23 protein-coding genes are annotated in these 23,529 nt (G+C 69.4%); 8 read left to right on the top strand and 15 right to left on the bottom strand.

Going from position 1 to position 23,529, the window contains the following annotated elements; all coding sequences use genetic code 11:
* Positions 1–17: 17 nt before the first annotated feature.
* Positions 18–1,799: an ABC transporter ATP-binding protein gene (locus BM085_RS11915; protein WP_245789271.1), complete on the bottom strand. Its 1,782-nt coding sequence runs from the start codon at positions 1,797–1,799 to the stop codon at positions 18–20.
* A 176-nt stretch (positions 1,800–1,975) separates the two neighbouring features.
* On the opposite strand from BM085_RS11915, the gene BM085_RS11920 reads away from it, so the two are divergent.
* Positions 1,976–2,608: a TIGR03085 family metal-binding protein gene (locus BM085_RS11920; RefSeq protein ID WP_093887054.1), complete on the top strand. Its 633-nt coding sequence runs from the start codon at positions 1,976–1,978 to the stop codon at positions 2,606–2,608.
* Positions 2,609–2,695: 87 nt separating this feature from the next.
* On the opposite strand, the gene BM085_RS11925 is transcribed toward BM085_RS11920, so the two are convergent.
* The 9 genes from BM085_RS11925 to BM085_RS42915 all read right to left on the bottom strand — a co-directional run bounded on the left by BM085_RS11925 (position 2,696) and on the right by BM085_RS42915 (position 11,261).
* Entirely contained in the window at positions 2,696–3,628 is a 933-nt protein-coding gene (locus tag BM085_RS11925) for a GNAT family N-acetyltransferase (protein WP_093887055.1), read from the bottom strand.
* A gap of 65 nt (positions 3,629–3,693) precedes the next feature.
* The gene (locus tag BM085_RS42910) at positions 3,694–4,608 is read right to left on the bottom strand and encodes a DMT family transporter (RefSeq protein WP_177245070.1); all 915 of its coding nucleotides are present in this window, start codon (positions 4,606–4,608) and stop codon (positions 3,694–3,696) included.
* Complete coding sequence (locus BM085_RS44345; RefSeq protein ID WP_093887056.1) at positions 4,581–5,636, bottom strand: thiaminase II/PqqC family protein; 1,056 nt, start codon at positions 5,634–5,636, stop codon at positions 4,581–4,583. Before BM085_RS44345 ends, BM085_RS42910 begins: the two co-directional genes overlap by 28 nt.
* A gap of 12 nt (positions 5,637–5,648) precedes the next feature.
* Positions 5,649–6,593: a thiaminase II/PqqC family protein gene (locus tag BM085_RS11940; protein WP_093887057.1), complete on the bottom strand. Its 945-nt coding sequence runs from the start codon at positions 6,591–6,593 to the stop codon at positions 5,649–5,651.
* Positions 6,594–6,985: 392 nt separating this feature from the next.
* On the bottom strand, positions 6,986–7,780 hold the full coding sequence (locus tag BM085_RS11945; RefSeq protein ID WP_093887058.1) for a DUF1295 domain-containing protein: 795 nt from the start codon (positions 7,778–7,780) through the stop codon (positions 6,986–6,988).
* A 147-nt stretch (positions 7,781–7,927) separates the two neighbouring features.
* Positions 7,928–9,145, bottom strand: a complete 1,218-nt coding sequence (locus BM085_RS11950; protein ID WP_093887059.1) for a class I SAM-dependent methyltransferase — start codon at positions 9,143–9,145, stop codon at positions 7,928–7,930.
* A complete protein-coding gene (locus BM085_RS11955; RefSeq protein WP_093887060.1) occupies positions 9,142–9,828 on the bottom strand; it encodes a DUF1365 domain-containing protein in 687 nt (228 codons plus the stop codon). Before BM085_RS11955 ends, BM085_RS11950 begins: the two co-directional genes overlap by 4 nt.
* Positions 9,825–11,063 carry an NAD(P)/FAD-dependent oxidoreductase gene (locus BM085_RS11960; protein WP_093887061.1) on the bottom strand — a complete coding sequence of 413 codons (1,239 nt, stop codon included), beginning with the start codon at positions 11,061–11,063 and terminating at the stop codon, positions 9,825–9,827. The genes BM085_RS11955 and BM085_RS11960 overlap by 4 nt, the downstream gene beginning before the upstream one ends.
* Positions 11,064–11,078: 15 nt before the next feature.
* A complete protein-coding gene (locus tag BM085_RS42915) occupies positions 11,079–11,261 on the bottom strand; it encodes a hypothetical protein (RefSeq protein WP_143120891.1) in 183 nt (60 codons plus the stop codon).
* Positions 11,262–11,724: 463 nt separating this feature from the next.
* Between BM085_RS42915 and BM085_RS44350 the strand changes: the two genes are divergently transcribed.
* The 7 genes from BM085_RS44350 (at position 11,725) to BM085_RS11990 (ending at position 17,327) form a co-directional block, all read left to right on the top strand.
* Positions 11,725–11,886 carry a hypothetical protein gene (locus BM085_RS44350; RefSeq protein ID WP_012889618.1) on the top strand — a complete coding sequence of 54 codons (162 nt, stop codon included), beginning with the start codon at positions 11,725–11,727 and terminating at the stop codon, positions 11,884–11,886.
* Between the two features lie 150 nt (positions 11,887–12,036).
* Positions 12,037–13,446: a glutamine synthetase family protein gene (locus BM085_RS11965; protein WP_093887062.1), complete on the top strand. Its 1,410-nt coding sequence runs from the start codon at positions 12,037–12,039 to the stop codon at positions 13,444–13,446.
* A 51-nt stretch (positions 13,447–13,497) separates the two neighbouring features.
* On the top strand, positions 13,498–14,034 hold the full coding sequence (locus tag BM085_RS11970) for an SDR family NAD(P)-dependent oxidoreductase (RefSeq protein WP_281249839.1): 537 nt from the start codon (positions 13,498–13,500) through the stop codon (positions 14,032–14,034).
* Positions 14,035–14,292: 258 nt separating this feature from the next.
* Positions 14,293–15,030, top strand: a complete 738-nt coding sequence (locus tag BM085_RS11975) for a permease-like cell division protein FtsX (RefSeq protein ID WP_093887063.1) — start codon at positions 14,293–14,295, stop codon at positions 15,028–15,030.
* A gap of 324 nt (positions 15,031–15,354) precedes the next feature.
* Positions 15,355–15,726, top strand: a complete 372-nt coding sequence (locus BM085_RS11980; RefSeq protein WP_093887064.1) for a type II toxin-antitoxin system RelE/ParE family toxin — start codon at positions 15,355–15,357, stop codon at positions 15,724–15,726.
* Complete coding sequence (locus BM085_RS11985; RefSeq protein WP_093887065.1) at positions 15,723–16,058, top strand: helix-turn-helix domain-containing protein; 336 nt, start codon at positions 15,723–15,725, stop codon at positions 16,056–16,058. Before BM085_RS11980 ends, BM085_RS11985 begins: the two co-directional genes overlap by 4 nt.
* Before the next feature lie 90 nt (positions 16,059–16,148).
* The gene (locus tag BM085_RS11990; RefSeq protein ID WP_425443264.1) at positions 16,149–17,327 is read left to right on the top strand and encodes an IS30 family transposase; all 1,179 of its coding nucleotides are present in this window, start codon (positions 16,149–16,151) and stop codon (positions 17,325–17,327) included.
* A gap of 112 nt (positions 17,328–17,439) precedes the next feature.
* Here BM085_RS11990 and BM085_RS42920 read toward each other — a convergent pair whose 3' ends face one another.
* The 5 genes from BM085_RS42920 to BM085_RS12010 all read right to left on the bottom strand — a co-directional run bounded on the left by BM085_RS42920 (position 17,440) and on the right by BM085_RS12010 (position 23,523).
* Positions 17,440–18,012 (bottom strand): hypothetical protein, encoded by a 573-nt coding sequence (locus BM085_RS42920; RefSeq protein WP_143120892.1) that lies wholly within the window; start codon positions 18,010–18,012, stop codon positions 17,440–17,442.
* A gap of 27 nt (positions 18,013–18,039) precedes the next feature.
* Positions 18,040–20,178, bottom strand: a complete 2,139-nt coding sequence (locus tag BM085_RS44355; RefSeq protein ID WP_483883302.1) for a polymorphic toxin-type HINT domain-containing protein — start codon at positions 20,176–20,178, stop codon at positions 18,040–18,042.
* Positions 20,112–21,704: an RHS repeat domain-containing protein gene (locus BM085_RS12000; protein ID WP_093887068.1), complete on the bottom strand. Its 1,593-nt coding sequence runs from the start codon at positions 21,702–21,704 to the stop codon at positions 20,112–20,114. The genes BM085_RS44355 and BM085_RS12000 overlap by 67 nt, the downstream gene beginning before the upstream one ends.
* Positions 21,705–22,330: 626 nt before the next feature.
* The gene (hisF, locus tag BM085_RS12005; RefSeq protein ID WP_093887069.1) at positions 22,331–23,101 is read right to left on the bottom strand and encodes an imidazole glycerol phosphate synthase subunit HisF; all 771 of its coding nucleotides are present in this window, start codon (positions 23,099–23,101) and stop codon (positions 22,331–22,333) included.
* 14 nt (positions 23,102–23,115) lie between these two features.
* Positions 23,116–23,523 (bottom strand): RidA family protein, encoded by a 408-nt coding sequence (locus BM085_RS12010; RefSeq protein ID WP_093887149.1) that lies wholly within the window; start codon positions 23,521–23,523, stop codon positions 23,116–23,118.
* Positions 23,524–23,529: the final 6 nt, after the last annotated feature.

Raw genomic sequence — 23,529 nt, forward strand, 5'->3', positions numbered from 1 at the left:
TTTACCGACTCGCTCGCTCACGCGCTGACCTCTTCCTCTTCCTCTGCTCCGAGCGCCTCGCGCTCGGCCTCTTCGCGTTCGTAGGCGGTGACCAGGTTGCGGTAGCCCTCGCAGCGGGCGAGCAGCAGGTCGTGGCCGCCCCGGTCGACGACGCTGCCGTGCTCCAGGTAGACGACCTCGTCGGCCAGGGCGATGGTGGCCATCCGGTAGGCGACGACGACCACGGTCGAGGCCTGGGCCGCGTCCCGCAGGCCGTACAGGATCCTGGCCTCGACCTGCGGGTCCACGCTGGAGGTGGCGTCGTCCAGGATGAGCAGCCGGGGGCGGCGGACCAGCGCGCGGGCCAGGGCCAGGCGCTGCCGCTGGCCGCCGGACAGGGTGGTGCCGCGCTCGCCGACCTTGGTGTCGAGCCCGGAGGGCAGGGCACTGACGAAGCCGTCGGCCTGGGCCAGGCGCAGCGCCGCCCAGACGTCCTCGTCTCCGACCGGCAGGCCGAGGGCGACGTTGCCGCGCACGGTGTCGTCGAACAGGAACGTCTGCTGCGGCACCAGCGCCACCGCGTCGCTGACCCCACCGCGGGCGACCTCGCGCAGGTCCACCCCGTCGACGACCACGGCGCCCGCCGCCGGGTCGACCAGGCGGACGAAGGTCTGGGTGAGCGTGGACTTGCCCGAGCCGGTGGGTCCGACCAGCGCGATGGTACGGCCCGGCTCGGCCTCGAAGCTCACCCCGCGCAGGACCGGGAAGTCGTCGTAGGCGTAGTCGAGGTCGCGGACCTCCAGCCTGGCCGGAGCGGTGCCCGGCAGCGTGGCGGCGCCGTACTCCATGGAGCCCGTCGCGGCGAGCACGGCCTGGACCCGGTCGTAGCCGACGACGGCGCGGGGCAGTTCGGCGAGGACCCAGCCGAGCGCGCGGATCGGGAAGGCCAGCAGGGTGAACAGGTAGGCGACCTGGACCAGGACGCCCGAACTGATCGCGCCGCTCTCCAGCCTCCCCGCGCCGACCAGCAGCACGGCGAGCACGCCCAGGGTGGGCAGGGCCTCCAGCATCGGGTCGAACAGGCCGCGGACGCGGCCGACGGCGATGTTGGCGTCGCGCAGCTCCTCGGCCCTGGCCTGGAACCTGACGGTCTCCTCGTCCTCGCGGCCCAGGGTCTTGACGACCAGCGCGCCGTCGAAGCTCTCGTGCGCGATCTCGCTGACCTCCGCGCGGAGCTGCTGGGCGTGGGTGGCCAGCGGGCTGAGCCTGCGCTGGTAGACCAGGTTCAGGACGGCGATCGCCGGGAAGATCAGGAACCCGACCAGGGCGAGGACGGGATCGGTGATCACCAGCGCGATCGCCGCGGTGAAGAGCATCACGACCACGCCGACCGCCATCGGCAGCGGCGCGAGCGGGGCCCAGGCGGCCTCGGCGTCGGAGCTGGCGTTGGACAGCAGCTGGCCGGTCGGATGCCGGTGGTGCCAGGCCAGCGGGAGCTTGAGGTACTGCCGGGTGACCTCCCGGCGGGACCGGGCCTGCATCCGGTACTGCATGACGCCGGCGAAGAAGCGCCGGCCGGCCACGCCCAGCGCCTTGAGCAGCGACACGCCGAGGATGAGAAGCGCGCCGAGGACGAGTGTGCCGGTGGCGACCTCCCCCTCGGCGAACGCGGGCAGCACGACGTTCTCGGTGGCCCAGCCGAGCGCCCACGCCGAAGCGACCGTCATGACGCCGTAGAGCGCGCTGGACAGGGTGGCGGCGGCGAAGACCGCCTTCTCGGCCCTGATGGCCACCCCGAGTACGCGGAGTCCCTTACGCATGACGGCGGAAGTCACCTTGCTCGCCACTCGGGGGGTGTCCTTTCGCTGAGAAACATTGCTACAAGTCACTATCACGCGGGATCACGTCCTTATTCCCCAAGCCTCCTCTCCGGAGGGTCGCACCCCGCCCCGATCTGCCCTGATTTCCGGGACAACGACGTTGTTAGGATCATCAGATGACTCACGCCCGCGCCGAGCGCGCCGCGCTCAGCGACCTGTTCGTCCAGCTCGGCCCGGACGCCCCCACGCTCTGCGAGGGCTGGACCACCTTCGACCTCGCCGCCCACCTCGTCCTGCGCGAACGCCGCCCGGACGCCGCCGGCGGCATCGCGATCAAGCCGCTGGCCGGATACACCGCCTCGGTGCAGGAGTCCCTGAAGGCCCGGCACGGCTACGCGGGCCTGGTCGAGCTGGTCCGTTCCGGCCCGGCCGGAATCTACGGCCTGGTGCCCGGCATGGACAAGGCCGTCAACACCATGGAGTTCTTCATCCACCACGAGGACGTACGGCGCGCGCAGCGGGTCTGGGAGCCGCGCGAGCTCCCGGCCGACCTGGAGGAGACCTTCTGGAAGCAGGTGCGCGCCGGCAGGCGCCTGTTCCTGCGCAGGTCCCCGGTCGGCGTCGTCCTGCACCGCATCGGCGGGGGCGTCGCCCTCGGCGGGGCCAAGAACGCTCCCAGGGTCGAGGTGACCGGCACCGCGGGCGAGCTCCTGCTGTTCTGCTTCGGCCGCCAGTCGCACGCCAGGGTCGACGTCGCCGGCGGCGAGGAGGCCGTGGCCAGGCTGATGGACGCGCCACTGGGTGTCTGAGGCCGTCCGAGGTTGTCTCCGGGCCGGTCCGGGACGTCTTCCCTTTCCCTGCCGGTCCGGGGCGTCTCCGCGGACGGACGGGTCAGCTCAGTCCGGCAGCAGGCGATGCCTGGCGCCGAGGACGAACGGGAAGTCGCAACGGCCGGGGTCGACGGGGCGGCGGCTGCGCGCCTCCAGCCGATAGCCGGGGAAGCCGTCCCCGGCCCAGACGTCCCCCAGGTATCCCAGCATCAGGACGAGATCGTTCAGGCCGTCCAGGGAGAGCAGGAGGTCGGCCTCGTCCCGCCACGGATTCATCCCGAACGGCTCCGCCGCGACCGGGGTGAACCCCAGGCGCGCCTTGAAGGTCAGCAGCCCCGGCTGCGGGATGTGCCCGTACAGGTTGGGGTCGTTTCCCAGGGTCACCCGGCGGTAGCCCTTGCGCCGGGCCACGGCGACGGCCTCGGCGTACAGGACACGGGCCAGGCTGCGGTCGCGCCAGAGCGGGTCCACGGCCGAGAAGCGCAGCTTGACCGTGCCGGTCTGCGGGCTCTCCAGGCACAGGCAGCCGCCCGCCATGCCGTCCGCGCCGTAGGCGTAGACGGCGTAGTGGCGTTCCTCGGCGAGGATCGCCTCCCGCAGCGACGCGGCGAACCCCACGCCGTGGGGCATCCTCGCGACCATGCTCCCGTACAGCAGGAGGAACTCCTCCAGCCCGGCGGGTTCCAGGGGCTGCCGCACCACCTGCCGCAGCTCCCGCGCCGCGGCCTGCCGGGCGCGGCGGACGTCGTAGCGGGACCGCTTGGGCAGCCGGGCCAGCCACTCCTCGTCGGTGTCGCACACCGGGGAGACCCAGGTGATCCACGAGGGCTTGCGGACGAACCCGGCGCGGGCCAGCTCGACCCAGCTCCCGGCGGGCGGATCGGGCACCCGCAGCACGTTGACGCCCGGCGGCAGGGCCCGCCGGTCGCGGGAGAGGGCCAACGCCTCCCCGGCGGAGGCGACGGCGACCGAGAGCCCGGAGTCGTCGCGGAGTTCCATACCTGTGGGCCTCCATGTCAGCGGGGTTCCATACGGGTGGGGTTCCATGCCGGCGGGTCTCCATGTCAGCGGGTCTCCGCCGGTTCGGGGACGGGCGCCGGTCTCGCCTCCCTGGTGCGCTCCCAGACGTACAGGGCCGCGAGGGCGGCCAGGATGAGCGCCGAGCCGAGCGCCTCGTTCGGGTTGAGCCGCTCGCCCCTGGCGGCCAGCCCGGCCACGACCGCGACCACCGGGATGAGGTAGAACGCCAGGGACGCCCGCACCGGGCCGACCCGGGCGATCAGCCAGTAGTTGACCAGGAAGGCGACGGCCGTACCCGCGCCCAGCAGCGCCAGGCAGAGCGCGATCAGCCACGTCAGGCGCACCGGATGGGCGAGCTGCCCGCTCCCGGCCGGAAGCATGATCGCCGAGGCGGCCAGCGCCTGGGCGGCGGCCAGGGAGAGCTTGCCGTCGGCGAGCGTCCGCATCAGCCGGCCGGCGTAGCTGTAGGCGAGCGCGTAGCAGGTCGCCCCCGCCAGGCACAGCAGCTGACCGCCCAGCGGCGCCCGCTCGCCTCCGCTCCAGGGGGCGAGGACGACGGCGAGCCCGGCGAAGCCGATGACGGCGGCGCCGACCTCGGCGGCCGTGGGGCGCTCGCGCAGCAGCAGCCAGGCCACCGGGACCGTCATCAGCGGCGTCAGGCCGGTGTAGACCCCGGCCAGGGCGCCGGTGACCTCCTGCTGCCCCCAGGCGAACAGCAGCCAGGGCACGGCCTGGCCCAGCAGCCCCATCCCGGCCAGCTTCAGCCAGACCGCGCCCCCGCGCGGCAGCGCCGTACGGCGGGCGCGGGCGAGGAGCAGCAGGGCCGCCGCCCCCAGGATCAGCCTGATCAGGACGATCTGGATGGGATTGAGCCCCTCCAGCGCCTCCTCGACCAGGAGGAAGTTCGTGCCCCACACGGAGGCGAGGACGCCTATGCCAAGGATGTCAGCGGGGCGCACGTGAGAGCCTTGCCTGCCTGTGTCGGGTAGCCGTGGTGACCGAAGTCGCGCAGTTCCCCGCCCGCGCCGTACCAGGAGACGACCTCCGCGTCGAGACGGGCCCGCTGCTCGATCACGTCGGCCACCGCCTTCGCGCACTCGCGGACCGTCTCGGTGCTCAGATAGGGGAAGTCGGCCAGCAGGTCGAGGGAGACCGCCTCGTGCGCCTCGTCCTCGTTGACGTCGGAGTGGCTGACGATCGGCCGCACGAAGCCCTCCGGCAGGCCCAGTTCGGCGCAGCGGAGGCGGAACAGCTCCAGGAACTCCGGCTCGGGCTCCTCCATGGGGAAGAGCGTCGAGATCAGCGCCAGCGGGAAGTTGTAGGCGTACACGCCGAGGGAGGCCATGATCGCCATCGTGGCCGGCAGCGGCTGGGCGCGCAGCAGCGCTTCCCGGGGGACGCCGACCGCGGCCAGCGACTTCTCCATTATGCGGTCGTGATTGCGCTCGGTCATGTAGAAGTGCATCAGCTTCTCCCACACCGGCAGGCCCAGGTCGTCACGGGCCAGCGCCGGGGCGAGGGCCCGGGGGCACAGGTGGGTGATGTGCCAGTATTCGACCGCGTAGCCGATGAGCTGCCCGCGGGTGACGCTGCCGTCGACGAGCGCCTCGACCAGGGGGCTGCGGACCTCCGCGCGGACCCGATCGGCGTGCCTGCGCAGGTAGGCGTAGGCGCTGACGCCGCTCATCCCGCCCTCCGCGGCCTCCTCCGCCTCGGCGATCATGCCCTGCTCGTCCAGCGCGGCGAGCATCTCGCCGTACTCCTGCGGGCTCCCGGGGAAGGCGGCGCCGAGTTCGGCGGCGCTCAGGCCGCCCTCGGCCAGCACGGCGACGAAGTCCTGGAACCTCTCGGCCCGGCCGGCGTCGAACTCGAACTCGACGAACCGGCGCCCGTCGAGGTAGGTGAACTCGATGCCGCCGTCCTGCGTGGGGCCCGACCGCACCCCCGGACGCAGCGAGGGCCGCCGGAACCCGGCGAAGTCGCTCATCATGTCTCCTGTTCAGAGGTCGCCGGTGCGCAGCAGCGGGCGCCGGGGGTCGGAGTAGTGCTCCAGGATGCCGTTGAAGAAGGCCGCGTACGCCTCCACGAACAGGTGCGCCTTGTCGTGCCAGCGCCGCTCGGTCTCCGCGTCGACGCCGGGGACCCGCGCGAACAGCTCCCGGCTGACGGATCCGTGGTCGTGCCCCGCGTTGACCCGGGCGTGGGCGCGCATCGGCTCGACGAAGGCCGGGTCCAGGCCGATCCGGTCGCAGGCGGCCAGGAAGGAGTCGTAGGCGATCCGCCCGTCGGGGCCGTCGGAGTCGGAGTCGAGGCGGCCCTCCAGCACGCCGATCGTGGCGACGAAGAAGAGCGGATCGGTCCGCGCCCACCAGGACAGCGTCTTGATCAGTGCGGTCGTGGTCGGCAGGGGACGCGCCCTCAGCAGGTCGTCACGGGTGACGCCCAGGGGCTGGAAGGCACGCAACACGATGTCGTCGTGGCGGTGCTCCTCCTGGTAGAAGTCGTTGAGCATCGCTCTGAGCTCGGCGCTCTCGGCCAGGGCCAGCACGGCGGAGTCGAACTCGTTCTCCCGGAAGAGGAAGAACCAGTTCTCCAGGCCGAAGCCGAAGAAGACGTTGCGGTGGAGGGCCTCCGGGCGCTCCAGGACCTCGCGCCAGAAGGGGCCGGCGAAGACCAGGTCCTCCAGGAGCCGGTTCAGGACGTCCTCCAGGCGGGACAGGACCGCCGGCCCCGAGGACGCCGCCGGGACGGCGCCGTCGTCGACCAGACCCCACACCACGGCGGGCTCGACGACCTCGCGCACCGCCTCGCCGTCGAGACCGGTCTCACGCTCCAGGTCGTCGATCGTCCTGCTGCCGTCGAGCAGCCGGAGCAGCCGGAGGAAATCCCGCTGCCCCATCCCCTCCGGGGCCTCGACCTCCAGAACGCCGCCGGGCGTGTGCAATTCGGCCTCGCCTTTTTCTCCGATCCGTACGGTGGCCCGGAGAAAGGGCTTTACTGGAAGGAAGTTCACCGGCACGGCTGGTCCCCTTCTGACGTCGGGAGGTGAAATACAGGAGGAAGACCGGCACCGAGGGTGCCGGTCTTCTGGCGGTCCGTCACATCACAGGTGAACAGCCGAAAGAGCGGTCACCTTGGCACGACGCTTGATCCGCATAGAACACCTCCTCGTCTCTCTGCGACCGCAGGGAAAGATGTCCCGCCGCACATACTGGTCGATTTACGCACATGCGGCGACCAGTGTCAGACACTAAGCCGGGCGCATACGGGAGTCAAGGCTTGTATCACAGGCCGATATACCCCTCCATTTACATTGGTGATATCCATGAACTCTGATTAGCGCGTTTTCCTGGGCGGCAGTGGAAAGAACCCGCTGGTACGACGGACGTAGTCGGCGTAGCCGGGGCGCGACCCGGACAGCTGCCTCTCCAGCATCGGCTTGCCGGTCTTACCGGCCAGGAAGTAGGTCATGAGGACCGGGGAGAGCACGGTCAGCACGCCGGGCCACCGGTCGGCCGCGACGAGGAACAGGCCCCACCACACGCAGGCGTCGCCGAAGTAGTTGGGATGGCGGGTGTAGCGCCACAGGCCGGTGTCCAGGACCTTTCCCCCGCTGCCCGGATCGGCGCGGAAGCGGGCGAGCTGCCGGTCACCGACCGCCTCGAAGAACATTCCCACCAGCCAGAGCGCCACCCCCGCCCAGGCGACCCAGCCGAGCGGGCCCGTCTCGAACATGGCGACCTGGACCGGCAGCGAGACGAACAGCAGGGCGGCGCCCTGGGTCAGGTAGACGGCGCGCAGGGCGTACCGGGTGCGGCTGCCCGGGGCGCGGGCGAGCATCCGCTCATAGCGCGGGTCCTCGCTCTCCCCGACGTTGCGCCGCCCGATGTGCGCGGCCAACCGCACCCCCCACGCGGCGGTGAGCACGAGCACCAGCAGCCGCCGGGCCGGATCGCCGCCGGACGAGGCGTAGGACACCAGGGCGACGGCCGTGAAGCCGAGGCCCCAGGCCACGTCGATCACCGAGTGGCGGCCCACCCGGAGCGCGACGGCCAGGGTGAGAGCCAGCAGCGCCGTGAGGGCCGCCGCCGACAGCAGCAGGGACCAGGCGAAGGCCGCGAGGTCAAACATCCCGCTCCTCCGTCCGGCCGGGCAGAGCAGGCGTCGCGGCCTCCGGTCGCCCTGGAGGCTCGGAGCGGACGGCCCGCGGCCTGCCCGGGAGGTCGGACATCGCGTCCCCGCCCGCCTGGGGGCCGGGGGCGCGGGGTGCGGTGACGGTCATGATCGCCTCCCGAGGGTGAACTGCCAGACGTCCAGGTAGCGCGAGCGGAAACCCGCCTCCGAGTAGGCGAGGTACAGGGTCCACATGCGGTGGAAGGTCTCGTCGAAGCCGAGGGCGCCGACGGCGTCCACCCGCTCCAGGTAGCGTTCGCGCCACAGCCGGAGCGTCTCGGCGTAGTCCGCGCGCAGCGAGAGCCGGTCGGTGATCCGCAGCCCGCCGAGGTTGTCCTCGATCGCGGTGACCGAGGGCAGCATGCCGCCGGGGAAGATGTACTTGCGCACCCACGTGTGGGTGTCCAGCGTGGCCAGCATCCGCTCGTGCGGCATCGTGATCGCCTGGATCGCGATCCGGCCGCCGGGGGCGAGCAGTCTCTCCAGCGCGGCGAAGTAGACCGGCCAGTGGCGCGCGCCGACCGCCTCGACCATCTCGACGCTGACGATGGCGTCGTAACGGCCGCTCACCTCGCGGTAGTCGGCCAGCAGGATCTCTGCCCGGTCCGACAGCCCGGCGTCGGCGACCCTGGCGCGGGCCAGCTCCCGCTGCTCCCGCGACAGGGTGATCGACACCACCGCGGCCCCCCGGCGGGCCGCCCGCAGCGCCAGCTCGCCCCACCCGGTGCCGATCTCCAGCAGCCGGGTGCCCGGCCCCACCCCCGCCTGGTCCAGCAGCCGGTCGATCTTGGAACGCTGGGCGCCGGCGAGGGTCTCCCACGACGCGGGGCCGTCGAACAGCGCGGCGGAGTAGGTCAGCGTCTCGTCCAGGAACGCGGCGAACAGGTCGTTGGACAGGTCGTAGTGGCGGTGGACGTTGCGCCGGGCGTCCTGCCGGTCGCCCAGCTCGTCACGGGGCACGCGCCGTACGGCCAGCCGCCGCAGCCGCTGCAGGCCGGGCGGGATGAGCGTGGCCAGCCGCTCGGCCATCACCGTGAGCACGGCGGGCAGGTCGTCCGCCTCCCAGTCCCGCGCCATGTAGGCCTCGCCGAACCCGATGAGGCCGCCCGCCCCGACCCGCCGGTAGAACGCCTCGGGGCGCCGCAGCCGCATCACCGGGCCGCCCGCGCCCAGCCGCCGCCCTCCGGGCAGTTCCACGGTCAGGGGCAGCCGCCGTACGGCGTGCAGGAACAGGCGTCGCGCGAGCGCGCCGCGCAGCCGCGAGGGGGGAACGGTGTCGACGCCGGGCCAGAACGCGGCGGGCCGGTCGGTCGTGAGGGTCATCTGGGTCCTCCTGGGGGAACTGTCTTCAGGCCGCGCAGGTAAAGGCCGATCCCCTGGCGGCGGATCCTGGCGCTGCCCACGAGGGGGGCCAGGGGGTGCTTGGCGGCCATGCGGTACAGCCAGGGCCCGGTCGCCGGCCGGCGGCGGCCCCGGATGCTCGCCACGAAGGGGGGATGACCTTCGCGGTGCAGGGTCACGGTGAGCGCGAGCCGCTCGCCGGGCTCGGGAAGGCTGAGCCGGTAGCGGCCCTCCACCGGGTGGAACGGCGAGACGTGGAACTCCTTGGCCACCTCGTGCTCGCCGGGGCGCAGCAGGTAGCGGTGGCGTCCGCCGTAGGTGTTGTGCACCTCGGCGACCACGGCCACGCCCTCGCCGGTGTGGCACCAGTAGACGGTCAGCGGGTTGAACACGTGGCCGAGCACCCGGGCGTTGGTCAGCATCGTGATCCGGTGGGCGGTGACGCCGTGCGCGGCGAGGAAGGCGTCGACGTTGCGCCGGATGCTCAGCCCGGGGTCGCCCATGTGGTCCCGGGCGTGGAAGGCGGCCAGCCACCGGTTCTCCGGCAGCCGGTCGAGGTCGACCAGCCACAGGTACGACCCGTAGCCGAAGCGGTTGCGGATCGGCGCGGACCGCACATGGGTGATCACGCACTCGTACAGCGCGGGCAGCGCCGGCCCGGTCACCAGCGCCCTCCGAGCGCCTCGGCCGCCCGGACGCCGGAGCGGCAGCCGTCCTCGTGGAACCCCCACCCGTGGTAGGCCCCGGCGTAGGCGACCACCCCGCTGTTGAGCCGGGGCAGCCGTTTCTGGGCCTCGACCGACTCGGGGGTGTAGACCGGGTGCTCGTAGACCATCCGGGCGATCACGTGCTCGTCGGGGATCTCGGTGCCCAGGGTGACGAGGTGGCTGCCGGCCGCGTCCAGCCGCTGGAGCCGGTTCATGTCGTAGGTGACCTGGACGCCGCCGGCGGCCGCGCAGGACTCCGTCCGGTAGTTCCACGAGGCCCGCGCCCGCCGCGCCCGGGGCAGCACCGACGGGTCGGTGTGCAGGGTCGCGGGGTTGCGGGAGTAGCGGAAGGCGCCGAGCACCCGCCGCTCGTCCGGAGTGGGGTCGGACAGCAGGCGCAGCGCCTGGTCGGGATGGGTGGCGACGACCACCGCGTCGAACCGGTGCGGGACGTCGTCGGCGACGAGCTCCACCCCCTCCCCGGTACGGCGCAGCATCCGCACCGGGGTCGAGGTGTGCACGGCGGTGAGCGTCTTGGCGATCTTCTCGACGTAGTCGCGCGATCCCCCGGTGACGGTCCGCCAGCGCGGGGATCCGGAGACGGCGAGCATCCCGTGGTTGGCCAGGAACGCGAACAGGTAGCGGGCCGGGTAGAGCCCGGCGGCGGAGGGGGGACACGACCAGACCGCCGACACCAGCGGGGTCATGAAGTGGGAGACGAAGTAGGGCGAGAAGCCGGTGAGGGACTCCCCCAGCGTGCGGTCGTCGCCGCGCTCCAGCATCTCGCGGGCCATCCGGTGGAAGCGCGGCACCTCGGTGAGCATCCTCAGGTACGGCACGCGGAGCGCGCTGGAGGGCCGGGCGAACAGGCCCGGCGCCTTCTTGCCCCCCGCGTACTCCAGGCCGCAGCCCCCGCAGGAGACCGACATGCTCATGTCGGAGGGCTGGGTCCGCACGCCCAGCTCGTCGAACAGGCGGATCAGCGTCGGATAGGTCCGCTCGTTGTGCACGATGAACCCGCTGTCCACCGCCAGCGTCCGGCCGTCGTCACCGGCCACGTCATGGGTGTGGGCGTGCCCGCCGATCCGGTCGTCGGCCTCGAAGACGGTGACGTCGTCGGCCCGCCGCAGCACGTACGCCGCGGTGAGACCGGCCACCCCGCTGCCGACCACGGCGATCTTGCGCCTTGCCATCGTTGGGACGTCCTCTCAGACCACGGGCTTGGGCGGTCCGGCGGCCACTGTCCGGAAGACGTCCGCGACCGGTCGATCAGGCGGCGGAAGGGTGCAGGGGGTCATCCTGAGCACGGCGGGCCGGGCCGGGACCGTGGACGTACGGCCGGCGGCGCGCCCGCCGTACAGGAACGGGACAGCGGAGGCGGTTCGGGTCATGTGGGAGGCCCCTCGGGTCGGTTTGACCTCTTATTCGGAGCCGTCGGTGATCCGGATGCCCCCTTTGCTAAGAACCCTTAGTTTTCTGGGAGAAAAGATCATCCCCGCCCTCCCGGAGCCCTCCGCGGCCTTTCATCGGCCTTTTCCCAGGTCACCGCCGGGCGGGCGGGGCCGGAGCGCGGCCCCGCACCCCTCTGCCGCCAGATGGGGAGAAACCCGTCAGGGCGCTTGACCTGCCCTTTCCCTACCCCTACCGGTACAACTGGCAGTAAGGGTTGGACAGAAGCGCCTCGCCCCCGCACGATGGCGTGGGGGGACTCATGCCAATCCAGCGGTCTGGCCGTGGATCGCCCCGGCCGGACAGGTATGATCATCAAAATCCGGGAGCCACCCGGGCCGAAGATGCCAAAGATCCTTAAAATCCGGGTATATAAGGCTGGGACTGGAACTGCAGGAGGCCCCCATGCAGGTCAAGAAGGTCGCTACCTACGTAGCGGTGGCGTTCGTGGCCTTTTATCTGTTCACCAAACCCGCTCAGGCGGCGGACGCGGTGACCGGAGTCTTCGACGGGATTGTGAGGGGAGCGGACCAACTGGCCCTGTTCTTCACACGAGTGCTGAGCTGACCACCCGGCGGGGGCCACCCCGCCCATGACCTTTTTGCCGGCCTTCTCCTCGGCGCTCCCGCCTGACCGCGCGGGAGCGCGGACCTCTCGCAGTGCCGGGCACCATGCGATGTGCTTCCCCTGTCCGCCAGGACATGTTACGCAGGGAGCATGGGAGATCGTCACAGCGTCACCGGAGTTGATCGGCTCGGCCCGGCGGGTCTTCGCGTCGTCGAACACGCCGAGACGGAGCGCGTCGAGCTGATCCGTTTTCTCTACGCCGACCACGGCGGAGTGATCCGGGGCAAGGCGACCTCGCGCTCCCGGCTGGCCGAACGGCTCGTCTCCGGCATCGGGCACACCGTGGCGATGATGGCGATGAACATGCTCGACCAGCTCCAGGAGGTCGAGCGGCTCGGCCCCGTCGGCGAGGTCCGCCTCGTGCCCGACCCGGCCACGTTCGTCGCCCTCCCCTACGCCCCCGGCGCGGCGGCCATGCTGTCGGACCTGCGCCAGGTCGACGGCTCCCCCTGGCCCGCCTGCCCACGCACCTTCCTGCGCGAGGCGATCGCCACCCTGGCCGGCGAGGGCATGGTCGCCGTCGCCGCCTACGAACCCGAGTTCACCCTCGGCCGCCGCGAGCCCGACCCCGGCGGAGGCCTGGACCGGCTGGTCCCCGTCGACGACAGCCTCTGCTACGCCACCACCGGCTTCGACCAGGCCCACGACTACACGATGAGCCTGATCCACGCCATGGAGACCCAGGGCCTGCGGGTGGAGCACTACCACCCCGAGCTCGGCCACGGCCAGCAGGAGCTGTCCATCCGCCACGCCTCCGCCATGCGCGCCGCCGACAACCAGGTGCTCTACCGCGAGACCGTCCGCGGCGTCGCCCTCCGCACGGGGCTGTGGGCCTCCCTCGCCCCCAAGCCGCTCGCCGACCAGGCCGGCAACGGCGCCCACCTGCACCTGTCCCTGTGGGATCCCGACCTGCGGACCAACCTCTTCAGCGACCCCGCGGACCGCTACGGCCTGTCGGCCACCGCCTACCGCTTCATCGGCGGCCTGCTCGCCCACCTCCCGGCGCTCACCGCCCTGACCTGCGGCTCGGTGAACAGCTTCCGGCGGCTGGCGCCGAGGATGTGGTCGAGCGCCTACGCCTGCTACGGCATGGACAACCGGGAGGCCGCGGTGCGGATCTGCTCCCCGGTCGGGGCGGACGCCGCGGCGTCGGCCAACCTGGAGATCAAGCCCTCCGACTCCTCGGCCAACCCCTACCTGTCGCTCGGCGCCGTCATCCACGCCGGCCTGGACGGCATCCGCCGCGACCTCGACCCCGGCCAGGCCCTCGACGTCGACCCCGCCACCCTCGGCGAGAGCCGGCTCTCCGCCCTGGGCGTGCGCCGCCTGCCCTCCACTCTCGACGAGGCCCTGGACGCCCTGGAGGCCGACGACGTCCTCATGGACGCCCTCGGCCCCCTGCGCGGCTCCGCCTACCTGGCCGTCAAACACTCCGAGTCCCGCGCCTTCGCCGCCGAGGACCTCTCCTACGAGCTGTTCCACCACTTCCGGGTCTTCTAGCGCCTGGCGGGACCACGGTGACTCGGTAGGCGCGGCTGGAAGGCTCAAGGCATCCCGCAGCCCAAAAAGGGAGGCCGGATCATCAACATCGGCAGCAGCCTGACCCAGCGCGTGCCGTACCCCGGCTGGACCCTCTACTCGACGAGCAAGTCGGCGCTGATCGGGCTGACCAAGGGACTGGCACGCGATCTCGGCCCTCGCGGCATCACGGCCAACCTCGTCCACCCGGGCTCGACCAACACCGAGATGAACCCCGCCGTCGGCCCCGAAGCCGACGAGGAGCGCCGGTACACCGCGCTGAACCGCTACTGCGACCCCGACGACATCGCCGCCACCGTGGTGCACCTGGCCGGAGAGGGTGGCTGCAACATCACCCGCGCGTCCATCGCCGTGGACGCCGGGGCGACCGCGCAACCGCCGGGCAGATCGTCCGCCTGCGCTGGGGCCAGGAGAGCGCCGCCGACAGCGCGCTGTTACCAGAGGCGATCGACACCGACCCAGAAGGCGCCTGGCCGAGACCCGTCTGCAGCATGTCTTGATCGCCTGTGCCATGAACGCCGCCCGGATTGCCGACTGGACCGAACGTGACAACCATCCCGCCCGCGAACGCCCACCCAGCAGCTTCAAAACCCTCTGCAAGACCCGCACAGCAAGTTAACCAACAGAGTCTTTGCCAGGGCTCTGAGACGTGGCGTGATATCGGAGACTTGACCGGCTCGCCGGCCTTCCGGGATCTTGGCCCGTGTGACTTTCGGCCTTGGTGATGAAAACGGTTCGCCAGAAGGTAGCTCTGGCTCCGACAAGGTCGTGCCGACTATTCCTCGGCGACGGCTTTTGATGGCGGCGATGGTTACCGTCGTCCTATCTGTGGTGGCGGCAGGCTTCTTGCTTCGAGAACGGCCGTCCCTCACCGTCCTGCCCCCGCCCGACGGGCCCTGGCCGACGATGTTGTTCTCCGTCTGGCTCTGTCCGGACAAAAAAGGAGAGGCCGAGGAGGTCCAGAAGTGTCGAAGCGGGGTCACAGATCGGCAGCGGCGGGCGGTCGAGACGGCGATCCGCGGAGTGCCCGGTATCGAGAAGTTCACGTTCGCGAGTGCCGAAGATGCGGTCAAGGAGACGGCCGAGCAGTTCGGTGAGGAGGGCCTCCTCACCGAGGAGGAGGCTCCACCGTCATTCGATGGCCACTTTCGGAGCGTCGGGGATGCGGACGCGACGCGTCCCTTGATGGACGGTCTGCGATCTGCTGTAGAGGACCTACCTGGCGTGGTGTCCGTGAACTTCTCCACCGACCATCTCTTCTGGACCGGAAAATCGGACCTGTCAATTTTTCTCAGCGGGAAGAACCTGGAGCAGGAGCGAAGGGCGATCGAGGCGATACTCGCGACGGTCGACGGAATCGACAAGGTCTATTTCCAAGACGCCGAGCACACGCGCAAGGTCGCCGAGTACATGCTGGGCGAGTCGCCCCCCCTCCATCAGATGGCCGATACCTATGAGATCAAGGTTGCCGACAGGCGGGCGGTAGACGCGATCAAGACGGTGCTCCGAAACGTCCCGGGAGTCCACAAGGTCGTGGTGCGATAGCCGAGAGCGTTTCAGAACGGAGACAGAGCCCTCGCAGGGTAGGGACCTGCCCAATTCTCGCGGTGGCCGATCCTCGTTCGCGTCCCGAATCCGCCAGGGCAATACGGTTATCAGATCGGAGACAGCTCGGCCCATACCGCGTGGCCCACGGCCCGCGTGCCGCGACAGCCGACCTTCGAGGCCAGGGTCGCGACCACGGACAGCCCCCGGCCGCGCTCGGAGCCCGAGGTCGTCCACAGCCGTTGCCGTCAAGGCGCATGGGTCATCGGCAAGCCGGTCTCTCCACGCCGGTTCTGAAGTAAAGGATTTGCTACACTCCAGGATGTGGAGGAGTGGGAAATCCGTGTCACCAACGAGATCCTCACCTGGATCAACGCCCTGGACGAGCGGTCTCGGGTTCAGGTCGTCGACGCCGTTGACCGGCTGGCCGAGGCCGGCCCTGGCTTGGGGCGCCCACTGGTCGACAAGCTGGAAGGCTCCCGGGTCCACAACCTGAAGGAATTGCGCCCCGGCTCCGCCGGCCGCTCCGAGATTCGGATCTTGTTCGTGTTCGATCCGTGGCGTTCGGCCATCCTGCTGGTAGGTGGGGACAAGTCCGGCGACTGGTCGGGCTGGTATCGCCGGGCCATCCCCCGCGCCGAAGAGCTGTACGCGGAATACCTGAAGGAACGCGAGGCGGAGGAGAAGGACCGATGACGAACTTTCCCAAATGGAGCGATGTCCGCGCCGGCATCGTGGCCGGCTCCGGCGGCGAAGAGGCCGTGGTTGAAGCGCGGCGACGCAATCAGGCCTACATCGACGGCCACCGGCTGGCTGAGCGCCGCAAGATCCTGGGCTTGTCGCAGACCGAGGTGGCCGACCGCATGGGCGTAACGAAGAGCCGGATCTCCCAGATCGAGCGGGGCGAGGTGTCCACCGTCGAGGCCATTGCCCGCTATGTGCAGGCGCTCGGCGGCCAACTCCAGATCTCGGCGGTGTTCGGTGATGACCTCTACATCCTGCGCGGCACCGACACCCACGCCGCATAGCAAGCGTTGGGCGGCATCAAAAACGTAAGGTCGGCTAATCGGTGGCACCCTCAATGGGTCAACGCACCACCCATGGATGATCATGTAGCCGTGGAGGTGTGTGTGCGTGACTACGGGTTTTCACCCGCTCAGCAAGACGAGATCTGGCGGCGCTGGCGCGACGGGGAATCCTTCAGCTTGATGGGCCGGGCACTGGGCGCCCCGATGCATCACGTCCGGCGCTTTCTCTACCAGAGCGGCGGCGTACACCAGGCCCCGCAGCGACGGTCCGCGCGCCATCTGACGGCTGCTGATCGTGAAGAGATATCCCGGGGCATCGCCGCTGGACAGTCCGCCCGGCTGCTGGCCCAGCGGCTGGGAAGGGCATCTTCGACGGTCTCGCGGGAGATCGCCCGCAACGGCGGCCGTGAGCGCTACCGGGCCGCCTTGGCCGAGGTTGAGGCCTACCGGCGGGCGCGTCGGCCGAAACCGGCCAAGCTGGCCCGGCAACCTGCGCTTCGGGTGATGGTCGAGGCCAAGCTCGCGCTGTGCTGGTCGCCGGAGCAGATCTCCGGCCGGCTGCGGCGACATTACCCGCAGGAGACCGACATGCAGCTCTCCCACGAGGCGATCTACCTGTCGCTTTATGATCCGCGCCGCCGGCAGGCCATCGACCGGGCGCTCACTCAGCGTCTGCGCACCGCGCGTCCGATGCGCCGCCCTCGAGGCGCCCGCCGGGCCACGGGCCGCGGGGTCCTGCGGGACATGGCCCCGATCACCGCCCGTCCCGCCGAGGCCGAGGATCGGGCGGTTGCCGGGCACTGGGAAGGTGATCTCATCATGGGCACGCGCCCGTCTGCCATCGGCACACTGGTCGAGCGCACCAGCCGCTACACGACCTTGGTCGCGTTACCGGACGGCATCAAGGCCGAGCAGGTCAGGCCCCATCTCACGCGCAGTGTCTTGGCCATCCCGGTCCGGCTGCGGCGCTCGTTGGCCTCCGATCGCGGCCGGGAGATGGCCGGGCATCGCGCCTTCACCAGCGCGACCGGAATGCCGGTCTACTTCTGCAAACCGCGCAGCCCCTGGCAGCGGGGCAGCAACGAGAACACCAATCGACTCCTGCGTCAATACCTGCCCAAAGGGGCAGATCTGCGCGCTTTCAGTCAAGACGACCTGGACGCCATCGCCGACGAGCTCAACAACCGCCCCCGCAAGATCCACGGCTATCGCACTCCGGCAGAGATCTACGCTGAGATCCTGAACAGCGGTGATGCATTGATCCTTTGAGCGCGCCATCACGGTTGCTATAGCCGTCAACTTGGCTGTCAAACCACTTTCAGGGCCTACAGGAGGCTTTCGGCCATCGACGGCATCGTCAAGATAATTGACGGAGACCCATCTATTGATCGACTAAATTACCATCCGAGCCTTCATGGCTCTCGCACCAAAGCTCTCGAGCCACTTCAAGAGCATTGCAAGCAGCAACCCGCCGACCTTCCTTAGGCGTACATGATTCCCGTTCCATTATGGGCATAACCGAATTAGTAAACTCTCCCATGCTTCCTAGAAGGAGCATCGCATAGGAAAACTCTTCGTCAGACAGATCTTCGATCAATCCATCGATCAGTTCAATACTATCCAAGATTCGAGATCGGCAATATTCGTCGATACTCCACTCGCAGCTTCCAATCATTACGGTGCGACCGTAAGATGAGCCACGAAATATCTCATGCAGGAGAAGCCAGGCATTCTCTGAAATCTTCAACCCGGCGTTCAACTCTTTCAGTATAACATCCGTCACGGCGGCGGCCGAAGAATAAAGATCACCCTGATTCACCACACGTGTACAGAGAGCACGGAAAGCATGCTCCCTTTCCTCAAACGCTCCGTGAAGCAGAGCAGAGAGAAGAGGGGGCACCGAAGAGGCGTTGCCATTGAGAACGTTGAGATCTTTCCATGCCCAATCCACCATTTTGGCCCCCTTGGCTCACTGGTATTTTTACCACCTTCGATCGGATGGCACCTGACTTGGGTCTATTCGGCTTCTGCATCTGTCACAGAAGTCCGCCTCTTTTGCAGAGTCTGGGTGCATAGAGTGACCATACCGAAGATTCGATGGATCAGAACCTCGCGATACTGCTTCTTCTCGGGCGACATCCTCCGCACAGAACTCACCGGCGCCCGATCGCTTCTTCCCGACTACAACTAGCCCGTTTGTGCAATCAACCGCACCAACCATCATCACATGCTTGCGACGTTGGGTGTTGGACATCCTTTCACGCTCTTTGTCCCTTGCCCGATCCGCAAGCGTAAAGCACTCTTCATCAGTGAGTGGATTGTCGTTGTGGACGAGAACAGCTTGGTCGCCTGCTACCACATGGTAGGTGTGGAGGTCGTCGACTGTCAGGTTGTGGACGCGGTGGGTGGCGGTCCACTTCTTGATGGCGGTGATCTGGACATGGGTGCCTGCTGAGGTCTGCAGCCACATGCCAGGCTGAAGTTCGCCGGCGTTCAACCACTTGCGCAGAGACGGGATCCAGAATGGGTGCTCGTCGGTCGCGGTGATGACATCAGTGGCATCGCCATGGGCACCGTCGATGTCGATCGTGACCTTGGCGAGGTTCTTGACCCCGTCACCGGTGATCAGGGTGATGACCGGCTTGGCCGCGGTAACACCGGCCTTGGGGTCGGTGGCCATGACATAGTCGCCGGCCTCGACATCTTCAATCGCCTTCGTCGAGCCATCGGCCATCAGCACTCGCGTACCCGGAACGAAGCTGTTGGGCCTGCGCTTACTGATGTCGCAGTTGTCGCCGGTGCCCGGCGGGTCCATCATCGGCAGGTCGGGGGTCACCTCGTCGATGAGGTCGTCGACGAGCTTGTCGGTGGTGTTGTCGACGAGGTTCTCGACCAGGTCCCGGCCGCATTTGGTGACGGTGAAGCAGGCCATGCCCCAGTCGCCGAGGTCGGCCGGCTCGGTGCCGGTGGCCTCACCGAGGGTGTCCATGGCGTCGCTCACGGCGGTGTCGACCATTTCGGTGGCGACCTCGTTCTTCGTGGTCGCCTTGGTCGACTTCGCCTTGGCCTTGGACTTCGCCTTGCTCGCCGCCTTCTTCGCGGCCTTGGTCGTCTGCTTGGCGGCCTTCTTCGCCGCCTTCTTGGCGTTCTTGGCGCCCTTCTTGGCAGCTTTGGCGGTCTGCTTCGCGGCCTTCTTCACCGCCTGCTTGGTGACCTTCTTACCGGCCTGCTTCGCGGCCTTCTTCGCGGCCTGCTTGGCTCCTTGCCTGGCCCCTTGCTTGCCGCCCTGCTTGGCAGCCTGCTTCCCGCCCTGCCTGGCCCCTTGCTTCCCGCCTTGTTTGGCAGTCTGCTTCCCGCCCTGCTTCCCGCCCTGCTTGGCTCCCTGCTTGGCGCCTTGCTTCGCCCCCTGCTTCACGGTCTGCTTGACGGCCTGCTTCACCACCTGCTTGGCGATGATCTGCACCGCGACCCGCGCGGCGATGAACAGCAGCGGGATGCAGAACGGGCAGTTACCCGACGGGTCGGTGAGCGACATCGGGTCGCCGCCCACGTAGGTGTAGCGGTTGAGGTTGATCGACGGGTACGGGCTCAGCGTCACGTCGTCGCGCGAGGCGAAGCCGCCGGTGCCGGGCATGTACCACCGGGCGAGCATGTTGACCTTGCCGGTGGCGGGGTCGGTGTATCCGCCCTGGAAGCCCAGCCGGCGCTGGCTCCCGGTCCGGGCCAGTACCTCGCCGAACGGGTCGTAGGAGGTGGAGTCCACCAGCGCGCTGCCCGAGAAGGTGCCCACCACATCGCCGTGCTGGTCGGACATCACACCCAGTGCGGGACCGCTTCCCTCCTTGAGCCCGAGCAGCCCCCCGAACGGGTCGCGGCCATACTTGCCCTGGGTCGCGCCGGCTCCGTCGGTGACGGCGACGATGTCGTTCTCCACCCCGGCGTAGGCGAAGTTCTCGGCCGAACCGCCCTGCGTGCGGGAGGCCAGGCGGCCGAGCCCGTCGTAGGTGTAGGTGGCGTCTCCGTCGGAGGTCAGGCGGTCGAAGGCGTCGATCGTCAGGTTCCGGGTGACGCCGCCGTCACCGGCTCCGCGGCGGTCCTGAGGCGGTCGTCGTTGTCCCAGCCGAAGGTCGCGGTCCCGCTCGCGTCCACCCGCTGGGTCACGTTGCCCATGTCGTCGTAGGCGAACGCGGCGGTCTGGACGGCGTTCCTCGACACCTTCGTCAGCAGGCCCCGGTCGTTGTACTCCAGGGCGTAGTCGCCGATCGCCGTCTCACGGCCGGTCAGGTCATAGCCGTAGGTCCGCTCCGGGGTCGCGACCTGCGCGCCGGCACCGGTCTCCTTGGTCAGCCGCCCCAGGTGGTCGTACTTCCGGTCGACGCGCACACCACCGGGTGCGGCGACGGAGGTGACGTTGCCTCCCGCGTCGTAAGCGGTGGTCCAGGTCCGGTCGGCGGGCTGCGGGTGGGCCTGGGTCGCGGGTTCGACCGTCGACTCGGGCAGACCGAGGCTGTTGTAGGTGGTCCAGACGGTGTTGCCCCGCCCGTCGGTGGATCGGGTCATCTCGCCGGTGGCGTCGTAGCCGAAGGTGGTGGTGATGGTCTTGCCCGTCGCGACCGGTTCCACCAGTTCGACCATCGCGTCCGTCGCGTCGTAGACGCGCCGTACGACCCGGCCCTCGCCGGAGGTGTCGGTGACGGGGTTGCCGGCCACGTCGTAGGCGGTGCCGAAGGTGCGCTGCAGCACACCTGAGGCGTTCAGATCCTTGGTCGCGGTCTGCCGTCCGGCGAGGTCGTACTCGGTGACCGTGGCATTGTCCAGCGGGTCGATGGACTTGGTGAGGCGGCCCGCGAGGTCGTACTCGTAGCGGGTGACGTCTTGCAGCGGGTCGGTGATCGAGGTGATCTCACCCGCCGGGTTGAGCGCGTAGTCGACCGTGCGGTTGCCCGGCGAGATCTCCTTGACCTTGTTGCCGGCGTCGTCGTACTCCATCTTGGTGATCAGGGATTTCAGCGTCGGCTTGCGTTCGACGATGGTGGCCGTGATCGGACGTCCCAGGTCGTCGTAGGTCGCCTGGCTCTGCGCCCCGTTGGGGTCCACGCTTTTGAGCAGTTCTCCCACGGTGTCGTACTCGTAGGTCCACTGCCCGCCGGGCTGGCCGTCCGGGCCGGGTTCGACGGCTCTGACCTGGTTGCCCAGGGCGTCGTAGTCGGTGGTCCACACCGATCCGCGCGGGTCGGTGAACTTGGTGACCCGGCCGGCGGCGTCGTATGTGTATCCGGCTTTCGGCGTGAGGGTGCTACCGCCCGGCGGTGTGTACGGCGCGGCCGTCACCGAGGTGGTGCGGCCCAGCCGGTCGAAGGCGGCCGTGGTGGTGCGGCCTTCGGGGTCCACCGAGTGGGTCCGGCGGCCCGCGCTGTCGTAGCCGTACTTGACGGTCGGGCGGAGGTCGGAGGCTGAGCCCGCCTTTTCGACCTTGACCTCGGGGGCCTTGACCTCGACCAGCTGATCCGCCGCGTCGTAGCGGTAGGCGGTGGTGAAGCGGGCAGCGAAGTCGCCGGCAAACGTCAGGTATTTAGCCTGAAAGCCACTTATGAAACAAGTAAAACTTAAGCCCCATAGATATATAAAAGCTACATAAAGGGACAAAATATATTATTAGTCGCTGGCCGGATCCGGCCACACGCCCAGATTTCCTCCGGACGGCTCACGAAAGTCCTGCCGAACGGCCGGTGGTCAGGGAAGCCCACCTGATGCCCCGTGAACCGCGCAGGGGATGGCTCCGACGATCCGGACATCCCACCACGTTCTTCTAGCGACGGAAGCCGGAGCCGGTCCCGTCCGCCTGGCCTGACGATTGCCCCTGAACCCGTCGCATAATCACAATTTTCCTCGCACCTGCGGCGCCCGGCCCTGCGCTCCTTTCCGCAGAGGCGCTTCAGCGACGGCGATCACCCCTGAACCCGCCCGCACGGACGCTTCAGCGTCAGGACGCACCCCGGGCGGCCGGAGACGGAGCGGCTACGGTCCGCATGCCGTACGGCGAGACGGAGTGGCGCGGAGGTGGGCCGGTGTTCCGGCCGGCGTGTAAAAGGACCGCGACCACCGCGCCCGCCAGGCCGGAGGCCTGAAGGAACCGGACCGCAACTGCGACGGCCGGCCGGAACACCGGCCCACCGCAGCGCGAACGGCCCTCAGCGCCGCCCATCAGCGGCCCCCCGACTACCGGCCACCGAAAACAACGTGCCCGAGCTTCCCCATCCAGCCTCGGCCCGTCAGCGCACCGGGTGCCCCGCCCCCCGCAGCGCGTCCTTCACCTCGGAGATCTTGAGCTGCCCGAAGTGGAACACCGACGCCGCCAGCACGGCGTCCGCCCCCGCCTCCACAGCCGGGGCGAAGTCCTTCAGCGAACCGGCACCGCCACTGGCGATCACCGGAACCGACACCGCGGCCCGCACCGCCCGGATCATCTCCAGGTCGTAGCCGTCCCGGGTGCCGTCGCCGTCCATGGAGTTGAGCAGGATCTCCCCCACCCCCAGCTCCTCGCCCCGGCGGGCCCACTCGACCGCGTCGATCCCGGTCCCCCGGCGGCCACCATGCGTGGTCACCTCGAAACCGGACGGCGTCGGCGGCCCGTCGACCACCCGGCGGGCGTCCACCGACAGCACGATGCACTGCGCGCCGTAGCGCTGCGACGCCTCGGTCAGCAGCTCCGGCCGGGCGATCGCCGCGGTGTTCAGGCCCACCTTGTCCGCGCCCGCGCGCAGCAGCGTGTTGACGTCCTCGACCGAGCGCACTCCCCCGCCGACGGTCAGCGGGATGAACACCTGCTCGGCCGTCCGCCTGACCACGTCGTACATCGTCGACCGGTCGGAGCTGGAGGCCGTGATGTCGAGGAACGTCAGCTCGTCGGCCCCCTCCGCGTCGTAGCGGCGGGCCAGCTCGACCGGGTCCCCGGCGTCACGGAGGTTCTCGAAGTTGACACCCTTGACCACCCGCCCGGCGTCCACGTCCAGGCAGGGGATCACTCGTACCGCGACACTCATCTCTCTACAGCTCCTCATTCACGGTATGCCTCGACCTCGGCCTCCACCAACATCCGAGGGTCGATCAGGCCCGCCACCCGGACCCCGGTGCAGGTGGGGCGGACCTCGCCGAACAGCTCGGCGTGCGCGCGGCCGACCTCGTCGTAGTGCTCGTCGTCGACCACGAAGTAACGGACCCGGACCACGTCACGGCGGGACAGGCCCGCCTTCTCGATGGCGTCCAGCGCGACCCCGAAAGCGGTCAGCGACTGCCGGTAGGCGTCGCCGACGTGCTGGACCTCACCGCCGACGGTGGCGGTGCACCCCGAGACGATCACCCATGGCCCCGCCACCACCGCGCGGGCATAGCCGTAGCGCTCCTCCCAGACACCGCCGCTGAACACCCGGGTGCCCGAACGGTGGCTCCCCCCGCCCCCTGTCACGTGCGG

This window comes from Streptosporangium canum (genome assembly GCF_900113865.1).
Taxonomy (GTDB): Bacteria; Actinomycetota; Actinomycetes; order Streptosporangiales; family Streptosporangiaceae; genus Streptosporangium; species Streptosporangium canum.